We start from the raw sequence: 16,325 nt of genomic DNA on the forward strand, positions 1-16,325 counted from the left end.
CGCGTCGTTGCTACGACGCCCCCTTCTCCCCTCGCGGGAGCAGGGGTGGGGATGAGGGGGAAAAGAGACCTCCCTCACCCAGTCATCTCCCAAATGGAGAGAGCAATGACGCGAGAAAAAACGAGGCCTGACTTACCACCAACCCAGCAGGTTGCGGCCCACCAGAGCGCCCCACACCAGGGCATTCAGGGCCAGCGCGATAAAGACGGCGGCGGAGCCCAGATCCTTGGCGCGACCGGAGAGCTCGTGATGTTCGGAGCCGATGCGATCCACCACCGCCTCGACCGCGGAGTTGAGCACCTCGACGATCACCACCAGCCAGCTGATGCAGATGAGCAGCAGGATTTGATCGAGGGTATCGCCGATCCAGAACGCCAGCGGCATCAGCAGCAGGATCAGCATCAGCTCCTGCCGGAAGGCCGCCTCGTTGATCCAGGCTGACTTGAGCCCCTTCATGCTGTAACCGGTTGCATTGATGATGCGGGTGACCCCGGTTGCCCCTGGCTTTGCCACGCTATCTACCTCATTTGGAATCGTTTTGGGGCTCACATCCTATCAGAGCCCCTCGAGGTTTCCATCAGGGGTTTTTTGCTTTATTTTATCCCTTTGCCTCTTCGGCACTCAGTCATTGCTACTGCCCACGCCACCCATTTCGAGAATCGAGTCGTATGTCCATTCACACCGATGAATTGCGCACCCGTCGCCTGGAGTCCCTGATCACTCCCAGCGAACTGGCGCACGCCTTCCCGTTAAGCGACACCGTTGCCCAGAATCTGCTGGATGCCCGCCGCGAAGTGGAAGCGATCCTGGCCGGTGAGGATCAGCGCCTGCTGGTCATCGTCGGTCCCTGCTCCATTCACGATCCGGCCGCCGCCCACGAGTACGCCCTGCGCCTCAATGCCCTGCGCGAGCAGTATAAAGAGAGCCTGTGCATCGTGATGCGCACCTACTTCGAGAAGCCGCGCACCATCGTCGGCTGGAAAGGCCTCATCAATGATCCGCGCCTCGATGGCAGCTTCGACGTCAACGAAGGGCTGAAACTGGCCCGCAAGCTGCTGGTGGACATCAACGCCCTCGGCATGCCCACCGCCACCGAGTTCCTCGACATGGTGACCGGCCAGTACATCAGCGACCTCATCACCTGGGGTGCCATCGGCGCGCGCACCACCGAATCCCAGGTGCACCGCGAAATGGCCTCTGCCCTCTCCTGCCCGGTCGGCTTCAAGAACGGCACCGACGGCAACACTCGCATCGCCATCGATGCGGTACGCGCCGCCCGTCACAGCCACATCTTCTATTCCCCGGACAAGGACGGCAAGATGACCATCTACCGCACCGCCGGCAACCCCTATGGTCACGTGATCCTGCGCGGCGGCCACCGCCCCAACTACGACACCGCCAGCATCGATGAAGCCTGCGAAGCGCTGGCTGACGTGGGCCTGCCCGAGCGGCTGGTGGTGGATTTCAGCCACGGCAACAGCATGAAGGATCACCGTCGCCAGCTGCTGGTGGCGCAGGACATCTGTGATCAGCTGCGCCGCGGCCGCACCGGCATCGCCGGCATCATGGCCGAGAGCTTCCTGGTGGAAGGGCGGCAGGATGTGGAGAACGGCTGCGCCGTCACCTTCGGCCAGAGCATCACCGATGCCTGCCTCTCCTGGAGCGACACCGAAACCCTGCTGGCCATGCTGGCCGAGGCGGCGCAGGTGCGCCTTGCCAAGCAGCAGGCCTGAGTGCGGATGACGAACGCCGACTGGCGGATAGTGCCCCTCGACGAGACGCGGCTGGCGCAGTGGGCAACCCTGCGCCAGCAGTTGTGGCCGCACCACGAAATGGCGGCCCATCTGCAGGAAGGGGCCGAGCTGCTGGCCGCTGCCCATCTCAACGCCTTTCTGGTGCTGGATGCCCAGAGCCAGGCGGTCGCCTTTGCCGATGCGGCCCTGCGCCACGATTACGTGAACGGCTGCGAGAGCAGCCCGGTGGTCTATCTGGAAGGGGTATATGTGCAGCCGGCTTCGCGCCGGCGCGGGTTGGCTCAGGCCTTGATCGCCCGGGTGGCCCAGTGGGGCCGCGAGCTGGGTTGTCGCGAGCTGGCCTCCGATGTCGCCATCGACAACCTCGCCTCCCAGCAGCTGCACCAGCGGCTCGGCTTTGCCGAAACGGAGCGGGTCGTCTTCTTCAAAAAGGCCCTCGGCTGACGCCAGGGCCTTGCTTGTCTCTCACAGGCTCGGCATAAACCAGACCCGGCCGCCCGCCTCGATGCGATCGGTCTTTATCTGAAACACCTGCGCCAGCAGCGCCTCGTCCACCAGCTCGACGCCCCCCTCCCGCACCACCCGTCCCTGTTGCAGACAGAGCAGGCGATCAGCCCAGTCGATGGCCAGGTTGATGTCGTGGATGGCGAGCACCACCAGCAACCCCTGCCCGGCCAGCTGCTTGAGCAGCCGCAGCAGCGCCAGCTGATGGTGCAGATCCAGCCCCGCCAGCGGTTCGTCCAGCAGCAATACGCGCCCGCCCGGATTGAGGCTCGGCCACACCTGCAGCAGGGTGCGGGCGATCAGCACCCGCTGCTGCTCCCCGCCCGACAGGCGGCTGAAGTCCCGCGCCAGCAAGGCTTCCAGCTCCAGCGCCTGGCACAGCGCCTGAATAGCCTCGTTCTGTCTGGCCGCAGGTTGAGCCTCATCGAGCCCCAAGCTCAGCACCTGGAACACCGGAATATGGAACAGCTGGGGCTGGCGCTGGGGCAGCATGGCCCGCCGCTGTGCCAGCGCCGGCCAGCTCAAGTCCGCCAGCGACGCCCCGCCGATGCGCACCTCCCCTTGCCCCGGCAAGAGGCCGGCCAGGGCGCCGAGCAGGGTCGACTTGCCGCTGCCGTTGGGGCCGAGCAGGGCTACCAGCTGGCCCCCCTGCCAGGCAAGGTCGAGGGGTGCGAGCCGGTTGGCGACGGCCAGGGCGCGGGCCGCCAGCAAGGGGGGCTGGCCCCCGAGGAGATCAGGTGCTGGCATGGGCATCTTGCCTCAACAACAGATAGATGAAGAGCGGGGCGCCGACCGAGGCGGTGATGACCCCGATGGGCAGCTCCCCCGCCCGCAGGGCGGAGCGGGCGATGAGATCGGCCGCCAGCAGCAGGGCGCCGCCCCCCAGCGCCGAGGCGGGCAGCAGGAAGCGCTGATCGCTGCCGCCGCAGAGCCGCAGCAGATGGGGTACCACCAGCCCGACGAAGCCGATGACGCCGCACAGCGCCACAGCCATCCCGGTGAGCAGGCACACCGCCAGCACCAGCCGCACCCGCATCTTGTCCACATCGAGCCCCATCAGGCGGGCCTGGGTCTCTCCCAGCAGCAGTTGCTGCAGCGCCTTGCCCTGCCAGCCGAGCCAGCCGAGGGCGAGCGGGAACAGCAGCCACCACCAGGCCAGTTGCTGGCTGCCGTAGGCTAGGCTGCCCATCATCCAGAACATGAATTCACGCAGGGAGGCATCATCGGCAAAGTACATCAACCAGGTCATGGCGGCATTGGTGAGGATGCCGATGGCGACCCCGAACAGCAGCAGCCGGGCATGGCCAAGCCGGGCCCGGCGCGCCAGCCGAATGAGCAGCATGGTCACCAGCAGGGCGCCGCCGAAGGCCGCCAGCGACAACCCCCAGCCCGGCAGATAAACGCCGAGGGCCTTGGCCACCGCCATCGCCACCATGGCGGCCAATCCCGCCCCGCTCGAGACGCCGAGCAGGCCGGGTTCGGCCACCGGGTTGTGCAGCATCACCTGCAGCACGGCGCCACCGCAGGCGAGCGCCGCCCCCGCCAACAGGGCCAGCAGGGCGCGCGGCAGGCGCAGCTCCAGCAGGATGCGCTGCTCGAGATCCCCCAGCGGCTGCCAGGGCAGCAAGACGAATTCGCCCCAGGCGAGGGAGCAGAGGAACAGCGCCAGGGTCAGCAGCAGCAGGCCGAGCAACCAGCGCCGCTGCCAGCGCTGCTGGCGGGCGAGCAAAGAGAGATACACAGGGGCTCTCCGAAGGTGAGAAGAAGCCGGCGCCAGAGCCTGTCGAGCAGCTGGCGCGAGTCATGAAAAACGCATGATAACAGCGTGTTACTACCCGAGGTCAAGGCTGGTAAGGCTTGGCGAGGGCGGCAATTTCGCCGCTTGCCACCAGCTCCTGCAGGGCCAGCGCCAGCGGTTGCTGCAGCGCCTGATGGGGGGAGTGCTTGCTCATGCCCAGATAGAGCACCACAGGTTGCGGCGGCTGATAGGCCGCCTTGAGCAGACCGGCCTCATTGTCCTGGCTCAGGGCGTAGTCCACCTGGCAGTCGGTGCCGATCATCAGCGGCAGGTGGCCACGCTGCACCATGCGCAGCAGCTGATCCTCGGTGGGCACCCCGTGCTTGTCGAGCCGGTTGTCGGCATCAAAGGGGGCAAAATAGGCCGAATTGAGCACATAGCCCACCTTCTTGCCCTGCAGGTCGGCGTAGGTACGCAGGGTCGATACCGCCGCCGCCTTGCCGTAGAAGGCCGGCCGGCACTGATAATAGGCCGGCTGCAGATAATCGATGAAGGCTGCCCGCTCCGCCGTCATCGCCAAGCCTATCATGAGGTCCACCTGGCCGGTCTGCATCTGCTTGAGCGCCCGCCCCCAGGGCACCCGTTTCACCTCGAAGCGGATGCCGCTGCGGCGCTGCAACTGCTGCAAGATGTCCATGTCCAGTCCGCCGAAGCGGCCGTCCGGCTGCACTATTCGAAACGGCGGCCAGACATCGGTGGCCACCGTCAGGGTCGGCGCCCCATGCACCAGGCAGGCAAACAGCAGACCAAGCACACCCCAGCTTGTCTTGCCCATCCCGTACAACCCTCTGTGACTTCATCCTTGATGGATTAAAAATACCCTGCCGCCCCACTTATGAAAACCCGTGGTTCGGAGATAAAATGCGATTGATTTTAAAGGAGAACCTAATGAACCCTATCTTTACCAGCATCGGCCTGCTGCTGTGCAGCAACGTCTTCATGACCTTCGCCTGGTATGCCCACCTCAAGAGCATGAATCACAAACCCTGGATCATCGCCGCCCTGGTGAGCTGGGGCATAGCGCTGTTCGAATACCTGTTGCAAGTGCCTGCCAACCGCATCGGCCATACCGTGCTCTCCGTCGGCCAGCTCAAGATCCTGCAGGAGGTGATCACCCTCACCGTGTTCGTCCCCTTCTCCATCTTCTATCTGAAAGAGGATCTGAAATGGGATTACCTGTGGGCCGGCCTGTGCATCCTGGGCGCGGTGTTTTTTGTGTTTCGCGAGAAACTCACCGGCGCCTGACGCTGTACACTCAATGACATTCGATGTAATTGCATCTGCTTGATAGACGAGGCAAAACCAATGGAATTGCGAGACATGCTACAGATCCTGGCCAAGCAGGATGGCTCCGACCTCTATCTGTCGACCGGCGCCCCCCCTTGCGCCAAGTTCAACGGCGGCCTGCGTCCGCTCAGTGAAACGCCGCTCGAACCCGGCGAGGTGGCCAGAATAGCCGACGCCATCATGGACGGCGAGCAAAAGCAGCAGTTCGAGCGGGAGCTGGAGATGAACCTCGCCATCTCGCTGCCCCAGATCGGCCGCTTTCGGATCAACATCTTCAAGCAGCGCAACGAAGTGTCGCTGGTGGCGCGCAACATCAAGACCGAGATCCCCCGCTTCGAGGATCTGAAACTGCCCCCCGTGCTGCTCGACACCATCATGGAGAAGCGCGGCCTGGTACTGTTCGTCGGCGGTACCGGCTCGGGCAAGTCCACCTCGCTCGCGGCCCTCATCGACCATCGCAACCGCAACAGCGGCGGCCACATCATCACCATCGAGGATCCGGTGGAGTTCGTGCACCGCCACCGCAAGAGCATCATCAACCAGCGCGAGGTGGGGGTGGACACCCGCAGCTTCCACGCCGCCCTGAAAAACACCCTGCGCCAGGCACCGGACGTGATCCTCATCGGTGAAATTCGCGATCGCGAGACCATGGAGCATGCGCTGGCCTTCTCCGAGACCGGCCACCTGGCGATTTCCACCCTGCACGCCAACAACGCCAACCAGGCGCTGGACCGCATCATCAACTTCTTCCCGGAAGAGCGCCGGCCCCAGCTGCTCAACGATCTGGGCAACAACCTCAAGGCCTTTGTCTCCCAGCGGCTGGTCAAAACCAGCGACGGTGGTCGCCGGGCAGCGGTGGAGATCATGCTGGGTACCCACACCATTCGCGACATGATCAAACGCGGCGAATTTGGCGGCCTCAAGGAGGTGATGGAGAAGTCCAAGGCCCTCGGCATGGTCACCTTCGACAGCGCCCTGTTCGATCTGGTGGTAGAGGGGGTGATCGACGAGGAGGAGGCGGTGAAGAACGCCGACTCGGCCAACAACCTGCGCCTCAAGATCAAGCTGTGGAAGGAAAAGGGCCAGATCGCGAGCAGCAGCGATGCCACCGGCTGGAGCCTCGAGCCCACCAAGGACGAGAAAGACGATCTGTTCTGACCTCGCCCGCCTCTGACAGTACCTGCAAACACCCGCTTCGGTGGGTGTTTGCACAAGAAACGCCCGCATCTGGCCGCCCTTCAAGGCCACCGCCTTCCCCGCCAGCCCAGCGCCGCCGTGACATCTGGTGAACTATCGCGCCATCTGCGACAGATTTTGTCATCACAAATGACAAAACCATCACTTCACCGAAAAGGCGTGTGAGAAGTGTGAGTGAAAGCACTTTCATACTGGCTTCAAAGGAGGCAGTATCAAGGGGTTCTATCAATAAAGGGGTATTCAATGTTGTTACAACCTGCCAATACAGCACAGTCCAGACAGTTGCTGAACGAGACCATGGCCTTGGTTCTCGCAGGAGGGCGGGGCAGTCGCCTCAAACAGTTGACGGACAACAGGGCGAAACCGGCAGTGCATTTCGGCGGCAAGTTCCGCATCATCGACTTCGTACTCTCCAACTGCATCAACTCCGGCATTCGCCGGGTCGGGGTGGTGACCCAATACAAATCCCACAGCCTGCTGCGCCACCTGCAGTCCGGCTGGTCCTTTCTGCGCTACCAGATGAACGAGTTCATCGACCTGCTGCCCGCCCAGCAACGGGTGGACGAGGTCAACTGGTATCGCGGCACCGCCGATGCGGTCTACCAGAATCTGGACATCATTCGCGATCACGGCCCCAAGTATGTGGTGGTGCTGGCGGGGGATCACATCTACAAGATGGATTACGCCGCCATGCTGCTCGATCATGTCAACATGGGGGCCAGGGTCACGGTGGCCTGCATCGAGGTGCCGCGGGATGAGGCGAGCGCCTTCGGGGTGATGGCGGTGGATGGGGATCGCAAGATCAACGCCTTCGTCGAGAAACCCGCCAACCCACCCGCCATGCCGGGCAAACCGGACACCGCGCTGGCCTCCATGGGGGTCTACATCTTCGAGGCCGACTACCTCTACCAGTTGCTGGAAGAGGATCTCGCCAACCCGGCCTCCCACCACGATTTCGGCATGGACGTGATCCCGCGGGTGGTGCAAGAGGGCACCGCCTACGCCCACCCGTTCAGCATGTCCTGCGTCGGCTGCTGCCCACAAAAGCGCCCCTACTGGCGCGACGTGGGCACGGTGGATTCGTTCTGGGAAGCCAACATGGATCTCGCCTCCGTCACCCCGGAGCTCGACATCTACGATCAGGACTGGCCCATCTGGACCAGCCAGAACATGACCCCGCCCGCCAAGTTCGTGCAGGACAGAAACGGCCAGCACGGCATGACCATCAACTCCATGTTTGCCGGCGGCACCATTGTCAGCGGCTCCTTCATCGTCAGCTCGGTTCTGTTTACCAATGTGCGGGTCGACTCCTTCTGCACCCTGGATCAGGCGGTGATCTTCCCCGGGGTCGAAATAGGCCCGGGCTGCCGGCTGCGCCGGGTGGTGATCGACAAGGGCTGCAAGCTGCCGGAAGGGCTGGTGGTGGGGGAAAACGCCTGCGAGGATGCCCGCCGCTTCTACCGCTCCGAGCAGGGCATAGTGCTGGTCACCAAGGAGATGCTGGCCAGATTGTGATGCCGAACAGTCATAGCAGAGGGAGTCAAAATGGCTCCCTTTTTACATTTGCTTACCGCTCGCCCCTTGCCTGACAGGTTGCCGGGCATGCTACTCTGCGCTCGGCCCTGCCTTCGTCTCACCATGGAATCGCATATGAAAAAACTGGATGTTGCCCGCCTTGCCAGCCTCGCCGATGAGGCCGCCCACTCCCCGCGCCTGCGCATGAACCACAACCTGCATCAGGAGCTGGCCGACCCCATCCAGCGCCTGGCCATCGCCATGGAGCCGGGCACCTATATCCGCCCCCATCGCCACCTGCAGACCTGGGAGCTGCTCACCTCGCTGCAAGGCCGCTTCGTGGTGCTCAACTTCGACGACGAGGGCACCGTCATTGCTCGTGCCGTGCTGGGGGAAGAGACCTCGGTGCTGGAGACCCCCGTCGCCAGCTGGCATGCGGTGCTCTCTCTGGATCCCGGCGCCGTCATCTTCGAGGTCAAGCACGGCCCCTACGCCCCCTTTCGGGAAGAGGACTTCGCCCCCTGGTCACCGGCGGTGGACGACGTCGCCGGCCAGCAGGCGCTGATGGCCTGGTATCGCCATGCCGAGGTGGGCCAGCGCTGGCCGGGGCGCTGATCTGCCCCCCACCCTTACGCGAACACTGCCAACACGGCGAACACGCGCCAATAAAAAGACCCGCCAGCGGCGGGTCTTTTTATATCTGAATGCGGGGGTTCGGGCGTGAGCTCAGCCCTTTTGCACCAGACCAATCTGGCCCGGCTCGCACCATTCGAACATCACCTCCTGGCTCTTGCCGCAGCAGGAGCCGCCACACACCTGGGTCTCTCGCTTGGCGACCCGCCCCTTGCGCATCCAGACGCCGAGCATGGCCTCCACCGCATCTTCCGAGGTGTGGAAGTGGCGGGCCAGCTCGCGCCGGCTCACCTTCTGCTGCGCGGCGAGGTACTCCCCCAGCTCGCGCAGGATCATAGGGTCACCACCTTGCGGGCGACGATGTCGCCGTGGCGACGACCGGCCCACCAGAGCAGCAGCAGGGAGCCGCCGTAGCTCGCCACCCAGAACAGGCTCTGCTCGGGGTGCGCGGCAAAGGTGGCCAGCTGATAGAAGACGGTGGCACACATGAAGGCCATGTAGTTGCACCAGGCGGCGGTCAGCAGGGCCCACTGGCGGCCGGTCTCCCGCACCAGGGCGCCCATGGCGGCGGCGCAGGGCATGTAGAGCAGCACGAACAACAGGTAGGCAAAGGCACCGGCCGCGCCATCGAAGTGGCTCTGCATGTTGCCGTAGGTGGAGACGTCCACCTCCTGCGCCTCGGCGGCAGCCTTCTGGTCATCCAGGTTGCCCACCGCCAGCCCCATGGGGTCGGTCGGGTCGATGTCGGCCAGATTGGTGGCGACCGCGGCGATCGCCTCCTGGAAGCTGTTCACCAGGGAGAACTCGCTCGCCTCCTCTTCCCCGTCGCCGCTGCCGGCGTAGAGGCTGTTGAGGGTACCGACCACCGCCTCTTTGGCGAAGATGCCGGTGACGATGCCGACCGTGGCCTGCCAGTTGTCATCGCGCACGCCGATGGGGTGCAGCACCGGGGTCACCGCCTGGCTGATTTTGCTCAGCACCGAGCTCTCCTGATCCTGGTGGCCGAAGCTGCCATCGGTGCCTAGCGAGTTGAGCACGCTCAGCACGGCGACCACCAGAACTATGGTTTTACCGGCGCCGAACACGAAGGATTTGAGCTTCTGCCAGGTCTTGATGCCGACGTTGACCGGGCGCGGCCACTCGTAGTCCGGCATCTCCATCAGCATGGAGTCGCTCTTGCCCGGCAGCAGGGTGCTGCGCAGCAACAGGCCGGTGAGCACCGCCACCAGGATGCCGATGAGGTAGAGACCGAACACCAGGTTCTGGCCCGACTCGGGGAAGAAGGCCACCGCGAACAGGGCGTAGACCGGCAGGCGGGCACCGCACGACATGAAGGGGGCCATGGCCGAGGTCATCAGCCGCTCACGCTCGGAGTTGAGGGTGCGGGTCGCCATCACCGAGGGCACGGTGCAGCCAAAGCCCATCAGCATGGGGACGAACGCCTTGCCCGGCAGGCCGAGGCGGCGCATCAGGGCATCCACCACGAAGGCGGCGCGGGCCAGGTAGCCGGAGCTCTCCAGCACCGCCAGGAACAGGTAGAGGCAGCCGATCACCGGGATGAAGGTGGCAACGGTCTGCAAGCCCACCCCGAAGCCGTCCGCCAGGATGGCCCCCAGCCAGTCCGGCGCATGGATCAGCCCCAGCAGGTGGTGCACCCCGTCGACAAACAGGGCGCCGCCCATGATGTCGAAGAAGTCGATGAAGGCGCTGCCCACCTTGATGGCGAACATGAACATCAGGTACATCACCAGCAGGAAGAAGGGGATGCCGAACCAGCGGTTGAGCAGCACCCGATCGAGCCGCTCGCTCTGGGCCGCGGTGAGTTTGCCCTTCTGCTGGCACGCCTGGGCAGCCCACTGGTGGATGTGGCCGTAACGGATATCCGCCAGTTGCAGGTCCACATCCTGCCCGTGGTGGGCGCGAGCCACCACGTTGGCGGCGGCGGCCTGCTGGCCGGGCAGCAGGGTCTCCTGCATCACCGCATCCTCTTCCAGCAGGCGCAGGGCGCGGCCACGGGTGGTGAGGTGGTGCGGGGCAAGCAGGGTTTCGAGCTCCGCCAGATCTTTTTCAAGCTCATGGCCGTAGTCCAGCAACAGCGCCGGCTGTGGCTGGCCGATGAACTGCTGGATCAGGTTCTTGAAGACGGCGACCTGCTGGCGGTTGTGGGCCGAGAGGGCCACCACCGGGCAGCCGAGGGTGTTGGCGAGCTTGCTCTCGTCGATGGTGATGCGCCGCTTTTGCAGGATGTCCATCTTGTTGAGCACCACCACCATGGGCAGCCCCAGCTCGCGCAGTTGCAGCGTGAGGTAGAGCGAGCGCTCCAGGTTGGCGGCGTCGATGACGTTGAGCAGCAGATCCGGCTGCTGGCCCTCCACGAAGCGGCTGGCGATCTGCTCGTCCAGGCTCCCCTCCTGGTTGGCCAGGCTGTAGATGCCGGGCAGGTCCATCAGTTTGTAGGCGTGGCCCTGGGCGCTGAATTCGCCCATCTTCTTGTCGACGGTGACGCCGCTCCAGTTGCCCACCTGCTGGCGGGCCCCGGTCAGGGCGTTGAACAGGGAGGTCTTGCCGCTATTGGGGTTGCCGACGGTTACCAGGGAGTAGTTCATACCGGTTCAACCTCGATAGTGCTTTGACCAAGACGATTGTTTTGTGAGGTGTATTTCATACCGGTTCGACCTCGATTTGCTGGGCAAGGCTTTTTTGCATGGAGAGGCAGATCCCCTGACACTGGATCTGCAGCGGATCCCCGAGCGGGGCCGCGCGCAAATAGATGACTTCAGTCTGGGGCAACAAGCCCATCACCATCAGCTTGCGCCGCAGGGGACGGGTTAATTGATTCATGTTCTTGATGCGAGCACTCTGTCCCGGTGACAACTGCGCGAGTACCATGACTGACTCCTGAAGTTAAACAATAATAATTCTCTTTTACTTGGGGCATTATAATCCGTGTTTTCAACGCTTATTTGAGTAAAATCAAACTCCGCTTAGCTAACCCACAAATAACTGCCATGAGTCACGACAACAACAGCCGCCTGGTTTACAGCACGGACGGCGGCATCATCAAAGAACAGAGCCAGCCGCAATCCGCCTCCCCCTTCCCCACCGACGGGGTGGTGCGCATCCGCCGCGAAACCAAGGGGCGCAAGGGCGCCGGGGTCATCACCATCCACGGCATCCCGGCCGAACAGCAAAAGAGCCTCGCCACCCTGCTCAAGAAAAAGTGCGGCACCGGCGGCGGCCTGAAAGAGGGGGTGATCGAGATCCAGGGGGACAAACGGGATCTGATCAAGGCCGAGCTCGAGAAGGCAGGTTTCAGCGTCAAGCTGGTGGGCGGCTGATCCCCGCACCGCCCGGCTTGCGTCACTTTCGCTTTTTCCCTAGAATGCCCGCTCCCATCGAGGGGGAGTAGTCTCGCCAGCCGGCCCCAAACCGGTTCGCGACCCTGATCAACATACTTGGTGCCAACTCACCATGGTCAGGGTGATCCACGCCAGCCGCGGATTTGACAAGACCTTTGACGGGCCAGTGCCAATACCGGGGACGGATGGCGCAGGCTTGTCTCAGGTATAACAATTCCGTCCCCCGGTCATTTTTATGGAAGCCTTGTTAACCTCAACCCTCAGCGTGGCCATCGCCGAAATCGGCGACAAGACCCAGCTGCTGGCGCTGTTGCTCATCTGTCGTTTTCGCAAGCCCTGGCCCATCATCGCCGGCATGCTGGCTGCCACCCTGCTCAACCACGCCGGCGCCGCCTGGCTTGGCGAGTTCATCAGCCGCTGGCTCGATCCCAAGGTGATGACCTATCTGGTGGCCGGTGCCTTCATCGCCATGGCGGCCTGGATCCTGGTGCCGGACAAGATGGACGACGAGGAGAGCCCGCTCGACAAATACGGCCCCTTCATGGCCACCTTCGTGCTGTTCTTCATCGCCGAGATCGGCGACAAGACCCAGATCGCCACCGTGCTGCTGGCGGCCAAGTATGACTCGCTGACCCAGGTCATCACCGGCACCACCCTCGGCATGATGCTGGCCAACGTGCCAGTGGTGCTGCTTGGCAAGCTGGGGGCCGATCGCCTGCCGCTCAAGGGGATCCGCATCGCCTGCGCCATCCTGTTTGTGGGCCTCGGGATGAGCACCCTGCTGTTCGCCTGACCCGGCCGGATCAGAAGGTGGCGAGGCAAGGGTGAGCACTTGCCGACGCCACTCCCGCGCCCATGTCGTGTCCTTGCAAGCCCCGCCCTTTGGCGGGGCTTTTTGCATCCGCATGCCGGGCTGGTAGCGCCCGCAGACGGGGGCTGCCAATCGGCGCCATGGCCGTGGCATAATGCGGCAAACCTGATGGAGCATCCCATGCACTTCACTTCAAGACAGACGCTGCTCGACTGGGTCAGGCGTGGACGCCTCGCGCGGGCCAGTCTGCCCGCCGCCCTCGCCCTGTGCGAGCTGCCCCCCGGCCCTGCCCGCTGGCAGTGGCTGTTCGATCGGCTGCTGCTCTGGCTTGGCAGCCTGTGCCTCGGCGCCGGCCTGGTGTTCTTCGTCGCCTTCAACTGGCAGGAGCTGGGCCGCCTCTCGCGCCTCGCGCTGCTGGAGCTGCCGCTGCTCGCCATGCTGCTGTTGCTGTGGCGCAAGCCCCTCGCCGACAGTCAGCGCCAGGCGCTGCTGCTCGCCATCGCCCTCAACATCGGTGCCCTGCTGGCGCTGGTGGGACAGACCTACCAGACCGGCGCCGATCCCTGGCAGCTGTTCGCCACCTGGGCGCTGATGCTGCTGCCGCTGGCGGCGCTCGGCCAGAGCCCGCTGCTGTGGACCTTGAGCTGGCTGCTTGGCCAGCTGGCGCTGGTGCTCTACTGGCGGCTCGGGCTGTTCAACTTCTTCTTCGCCTTCAACGAGGAGGCCCTCGGCTGGTGCCTGACCCTGTTCAACGCCGCCCTCTGGGGCATATTGCTGCTGGTGCCCGCCCGCTACCGGCTGATGCCCTCCTGTCTGGCGGGGCTGGCCGCCGGGTTCGGCGTCACCCTGCTCACCCTGCTGGCGCTGTTCGATGTCGCCTCCCCCTGGGTCTGGCCGGCCTGGCTCGGCTGGCTGGCGGCCGCCTACCTGCGCTGGCACCACAGATTCATCGCCGGGCTCGCCATGGGCTGCCTGAGCCTCATCGTGGTGCTGCTGACCGCACTCGGCAAATGGATGGAGCCGGACGTGAACGGCTTCCTGCTGCTCTGCCTCATCGCCATCGGCCTGTCGGTGGCGGCCAGCCGCTGGCTGCAACAACAACGGAGGCTCCATGAGTGATCTGACCCCCTGGCAGCGACTGCAACGGGCCCAGCTGGTGGAAGGGGATACCCCCCGTGACGACCAGCCCCACTGGTCGAGCCGCTTTCTGCTCGGCATGGTGGGCTGGATTGCCGCCCTGTTCCTGCTGTTCTTCCTGTTCATGTCGTTCTCCCAGCTCACCCGGGATGCCGACAGCGCCCTGCTGATGGGCGTCGTGCTGATGGTCATCGCCTTTTGCCTCAACCGCTTCGCCACCCGCAGCGATTTGTGGGATCAGTTCGTGCTGGCGCTGGCGCTGGCCGGCGACGCCTGGCTGCTCTACGGGCTGCTCGATCGGCTGGATCTGCACTCGGCCCCGCTCTGGTTCGGCCTCGCCCTGCTGTCGCTGGCCATCGCCGCCCTGTTCGAGCACTGGCTGATCCGGCTGTTCCACAGCTTCGCCGCCGCCATCCTGCTCACCCTTGGCCTCGCCTGCCTCGGCCTGCAACTGCTGGCCCTGCCACTGGTGATGACGGCGGTGGCCCTCTGCTGGCTGCAGGCAGAGCGCGATCCACAGCGCCATCAGCTCTATGAATCCCTCACCCTGGGACTGGCGCTCTCCCTGCTGGTGCTGGGGCGCCTGCACCACCCGCTGTGGGACGGCGGCGCCAGCATGCTCGACGAGCTGGGCCACTCCCGCCTGCCGCTCTGGCTCAACCCGCTGCTCTGTGCCGCCCTGTTGCTGGGGCTCATGATCAGGCTGAAACTGCCGCTGCTGTACGGACTGCCGCTGGTGCTGATCAGCGCCCTCATTCCCGGCATGGGGGCCGGCGCCCTGGTGCTGGTGCTCGGCTTTTATGCCGGCAGCGTCGGCCTGATGACCCTGGCCGGCCTGCTGCTGGTCGGCTTTGGCTCCCTCTATTACTACGATCTGGGGCTGACCCTGATGACCAAATCCTGGCTGCTGCTGGGCTCGGGCGCCCTGCTGCTCGGCGCCCGCCAGCTGCTCAAACGGCTGAGCCTGCGGAGCCCCTCATGAGACGACTCGCCCTGCTGCTGACCGGCCTCGCCATCCTGGCGGCCATCAACGTCACCGTCTGGCGCTACGAGCGCGCCATGAGCAGTGGCGAGGTGGTGCTGCTGCGCCTCGCCCCGGTCGACCCGCGCTCCCTGATGCAGGGGGATTACATGCGCCTCAACTACGAGCTGGCCCGCCAGCTCGGCAACCGGCAACAAGATGAGGCCCCTGCCGACACCCTGGTGATCCGCCTCGACGAGCAGCAGGTCGCCAGCTGGGTGGAAGGGGGCAAGCCGGATCAGCTGGCCCGCGATGAGCGGCGGCTGCAGGTGCGCCGCAGCGATGGCCAGTGGCTCATCGGCCCCGACGCCTACTTCTTCGAAGAGGGCACCGGCGAGCAGTACGAGGCGGCGCGCTACGGCGAATTTCGCCTGCAGGAGAGCGGCAAGGCGCTCTTGGTGGGGCTGCGCGATGAGCAGTTGAAACCGGTGGGAAATACCAGAGCGCGCTGGTAACTACTGGCAATATCAGGCTTTTTTGCCCACACTAGGGCAAGATGGATCGCCCGCGCTACGCCAAGGAATGCCCATGAGGATAAGGTTTTGCGGTTGCCTGCTGCTGTTGTCATGCCTTGGCACGGCGCAGGCCGAGCTCGGCAAGCTGGAGTACCTGACCGAGGAGTATCCCCCCTACAACTTCACCGACCAGAGCGGTCAGCCCGGCGGGCTGGCGGTGGAGCTACTGCAGCTGATCTGGCAGCGCACCCAGACCCCCGCCCAGCCCATTCGCATCCTGCCCTGGGCGCGAGGCTACTACCTGCTGACCCAGAAACCCAACGTGGTGCTCTTCTCCACTGCCCGCACCGACACCCGCGACCCCCTGTTCAAGTGGGTGTGCCCCATCGGCTACTCCGAGTACGTGCTGCTGGCCCACAAGCGCCGCCCCCTCACCCTCAGCGCCGTCGAGCAGATCAACGACTACCGCATCAGCGCCGTGCGCGCCGATGCCTCTGAACAATTGCTGCTCAACCGAGGCATGGACGAGAGCCGCATCATCTCCGCCAACCGGCTGAGCCAGGCGCTGAAGATGCTGGTATCTGGCCGCGCCGATCTGCTGGCCACCGGCAAGCTGGCGGGTTATGACGCCATCAAGGCGCTGCAGCTCGATGCCAATGACTTCACGGTGGCCTTCGTGCTGGATGCCGAGGAGCTCTGCTACGCCTTCAGTCGCCAGGTAGATGACAGCGTCATCAAGCAGTTCCAGCGTGCCCTCACCCAGGCGCTCGCCTCTTCGGAATATCAGGGGCTGCGGCTCAAATACCTGCCCGCCCCCTGAGAAGGCCCGTTACCTCTCGCCGCCAGTCAGTCGT

19 protein-coding genes are annotated in these 16,325 nt (G+C 64.4%); 12 read left to right on the plus strand and 7 right to left on the minus strand.

Annotated features, from left to right (window positions below):
• Positions 1 to 132: 132 nt before the first annotated feature.
• Positions 133 to 513, minus strand: a complete 381-nt coding sequence (locus OKB87_RS03515) for a diacylglycerol kinase (RefSeq protein WP_005302618.1) — start codon at positions 511 to 513, stop codon at positions 133 to 135.
• 155 nt (positions 514 to 668) lie between these two features.
• Between OKB87_RS03515 and OKB87_RS03520 the strand changes: the two genes are divergently transcribed.
• Positions 669 to 1,733 carry a 3-deoxy-7-phosphoheptulonate synthase gene (locus OKB87_RS03520; protein WP_029303894.1) on the plus strand — a complete coding sequence of 355 codons (1,065 nt, stop codon included), beginning with the start codon at positions 669 to 671 and terminating at the stop codon, positions 1,731 to 1,733.
• A 6-nt stretch (positions 1,734 to 1,739) separates the two neighbouring features.
• Positions 1,740 to 2,198: an aminoglycoside 6'-N-acetyltransferase gene (gene aac(6') / locus OKB87_RS03525; RefSeq protein ID WP_223951743.1), complete on the plus strand. Its 459-nt coding sequence runs from the start codon at positions 1,740 to 1,742 to the stop codon at positions 2,196 to 2,198.
• A 21-nt stretch (positions 2,199 to 2,219) separates the two neighbouring features.
• On the opposite strand, the gene OKB87_RS03530 is transcribed toward aac(6'), so the two are convergent.
• From OKB87_RS03530 to OKB87_RS03540, 3 genes are all read right to left on the minus strand, one after another.
• On the minus strand, positions 2,220 to 3,005 hold the full coding sequence (locus tag OKB87_RS03530) for an ATP-binding cassette domain-containing protein (protein ID WP_181014921.1): 786 nt from the start codon (positions 3,003 to 3,005) through the stop codon (positions 2,220 to 2,222).
• The gene (btuC, locus tag OKB87_RS03535; protein ID WP_270826492.1) at positions 2,992 to 3,999 is read right to left on the minus strand and encodes a vitamin B12 ABC transporter permease BtuC; all 1,008 of its coding nucleotides are present in this window, start codon (positions 3,997 to 3,999) and stop codon (positions 2,992 to 2,994) included. The genes OKB87_RS03530 and btuC overlap by 14 nt, the downstream gene beginning before the upstream one ends.
• 100 nt (positions 4,000 to 4,099) lie before the next feature.
• Positions 4,100 to 4,831 carry a substrate-binding periplasmic protein gene (locus OKB87_RS03540; RefSeq protein ID WP_029300033.1) on the minus strand — a complete coding sequence of 244 codons (732 nt, stop codon included), beginning with the start codon at positions 4,829 to 4,831 and terminating at the stop codon, positions 4,100 to 4,102.
• Between the two features lie 113 nt (positions 4,832 to 4,944).
• Here OKB87_RS03540 and OKB87_RS03545 point away from each other — a divergent pair, with 113 nt between their 5' ends.
• The 4 genes from OKB87_RS03545 to OKB87_RS03560 all read left to right on the plus strand — a co-directional run bounded on the left by OKB87_RS03545 (position 4,945) and on the right by OKB87_RS03560 (position 8,670).
• Positions 4,945 to 5,301 (plus strand): DMT family protein, encoded by a 357-nt coding sequence (locus OKB87_RS03545; protein ID WP_005302630.1) that lies wholly within the window; start codon positions 4,945 to 4,947, stop codon positions 5,299 to 5,301.
• 60 nt (positions 5,302 to 5,361) lie between these two features.
• A complete protein-coding gene (gene tapW, locus OKB87_RS03550; protein ID WP_011706550.1) occupies positions 5,362 to 6,501 on the plus strand; it encodes a type IVa pilus ATPase TapW in 1,140 nt (379 codons plus the stop codon).
• A 282-nt stretch (positions 6,502 to 6,783) separates the two neighbouring features.
• On the plus strand, positions 6,784 to 8,055 hold the full coding sequence (gene glgC / locus OKB87_RS03555) for a glucose-1-phosphate adenylyltransferase (RefSeq protein WP_011706551.1): 1,272 nt from the start codon (positions 6,784 to 6,786) through the stop codon (positions 8,053 to 8,055).
• 135 nt (positions 8,056 to 8,190) lie between these two features.
• Entirely contained in the window at positions 8,191 to 8,670 is a 480-nt protein-coding gene (locus tag OKB87_RS03560) for a WbuC family cupin fold metalloprotein (protein ID WP_164927684.1), read from the plus strand.
• 111 nt (positions 8,671 to 8,781) lie between these two features.
• On the opposite strand, the gene OKB87_RS03565 is transcribed toward OKB87_RS03560, so the two are convergent.
• From OKB87_RS03565 to OKB87_RS03575, 3 genes are read right to left on the minus strand one after another with little or no spacing between them, the layout of a single operon-like run.
• Positions 8,782 to 9,024 carry a FeoC-like transcriptional regulator gene (locus OKB87_RS03565; RefSeq protein WP_011706553.1) on the minus strand — a complete coding sequence of 81 codons (243 nt, stop codon included), beginning with the start codon at positions 9,022 to 9,024 and terminating at the stop codon, positions 8,782 to 8,784.
• Positions 9,021 to 11,294: a Fe(2+) transporter permease subunit FeoB gene (gene feoB / locus OKB87_RS03570; protein ID WP_270826494.1), complete on the minus strand. Its 2,274-nt coding sequence runs from the start codon at positions 11,292 to 11,294 to the stop codon at positions 9,021 to 9,023. The genes OKB87_RS03565 and feoB overlap by 4 nt, the downstream gene beginning before the upstream one ends.
• 55 nt (positions 11,295 to 11,349) lie before the next feature.
• Positions 11,350 to 11,577 carry a FeoA family protein gene (locus tag OKB87_RS03575; protein ID WP_005302641.1) on the minus strand — a complete coding sequence of 76 codons (228 nt, stop codon included), beginning with the start codon at positions 11,575 to 11,577 and terminating at the stop codon, positions 11,350 to 11,352.
• A gap of 119 nt (positions 11,578 to 11,696) precedes the next feature.
• Between OKB87_RS03575 and OKB87_RS03580 the strand changes: the two genes are divergently transcribed.
• The 6 genes from OKB87_RS03580 to OKB87_RS03605 all read left to right on the plus strand — a co-directional run bounded on the left by OKB87_RS03580 (position 11,697) and on the right by OKB87_RS03605 (position 16,291).
• Complete coding sequence (locus tag OKB87_RS03580) at positions 11,697 to 12,026, plus strand: translation initiation factor (protein WP_226031955.1); 330 nt, start codon at positions 11,697 to 11,699, stop codon at positions 12,024 to 12,026.
• Between the two features lie 256 nt (positions 12,027 to 12,282).
• Positions 12,283 to 12,840, plus strand: coding sequence for a TMEM165/GDT1 family protein (locus OKB87_RS03585; RefSeq protein ID WP_270826496.1), 558 nt, complete (start codon positions 12,283 to 12,285; stop codon positions 12,838 to 12,840).
• Between the two features lie 198 nt (positions 12,841 to 13,038).
• Positions 13,039 to 13,977, plus strand: a complete 939-nt coding sequence (locus tag OKB87_RS03590) for a DUF2157 domain-containing protein (protein WP_270826497.1) — start codon at positions 13,039 to 13,041, stop codon at positions 13,975 to 13,977.
• Positions 13,970 to 14,977 (plus strand): DUF4401 domain-containing protein, encoded by a 1,008-nt coding sequence (locus OKB87_RS03595; protein ID WP_270826498.1) that lies wholly within the window; start codon positions 13,970 to 13,972, stop codon positions 14,975 to 14,977. Before OKB87_RS03590 ends, OKB87_RS03595 begins: the two co-directional genes overlap by 8 nt.
• A complete protein-coding gene (locus OKB87_RS03600) occupies positions 14,974 to 15,471 on the plus strand; it encodes a GDYXXLXY domain-containing protein (RefSeq protein ID WP_017410864.1) in 498 nt (165 codons plus the stop codon). Before OKB87_RS03595 ends, OKB87_RS03600 begins: the two co-directional genes overlap by 4 nt.
• A 73-nt stretch (positions 15,472 to 15,544) precedes the next feature.
• Positions 15,545 to 16,291, plus strand: coding sequence for a substrate-binding periplasmic protein (locus tag OKB87_RS03605; protein ID WP_270826499.1), 747 nt, complete (start codon positions 15,545 to 15,547; stop codon positions 16,289 to 16,291).
• Positions 16,292 to 16,325: the final 34 nt, after the last annotated feature.

The organism is Aeromonas sp. Y318-1 (assembly GCF_027706125.1).
Taxonomy (GTDB): domain Bacteria; phylum Pseudomonadota; class Gammaproteobacteria; order Enterobacterales; family Aeromonadaceae; genus Aeromonas; species Aeromonas hydrophila.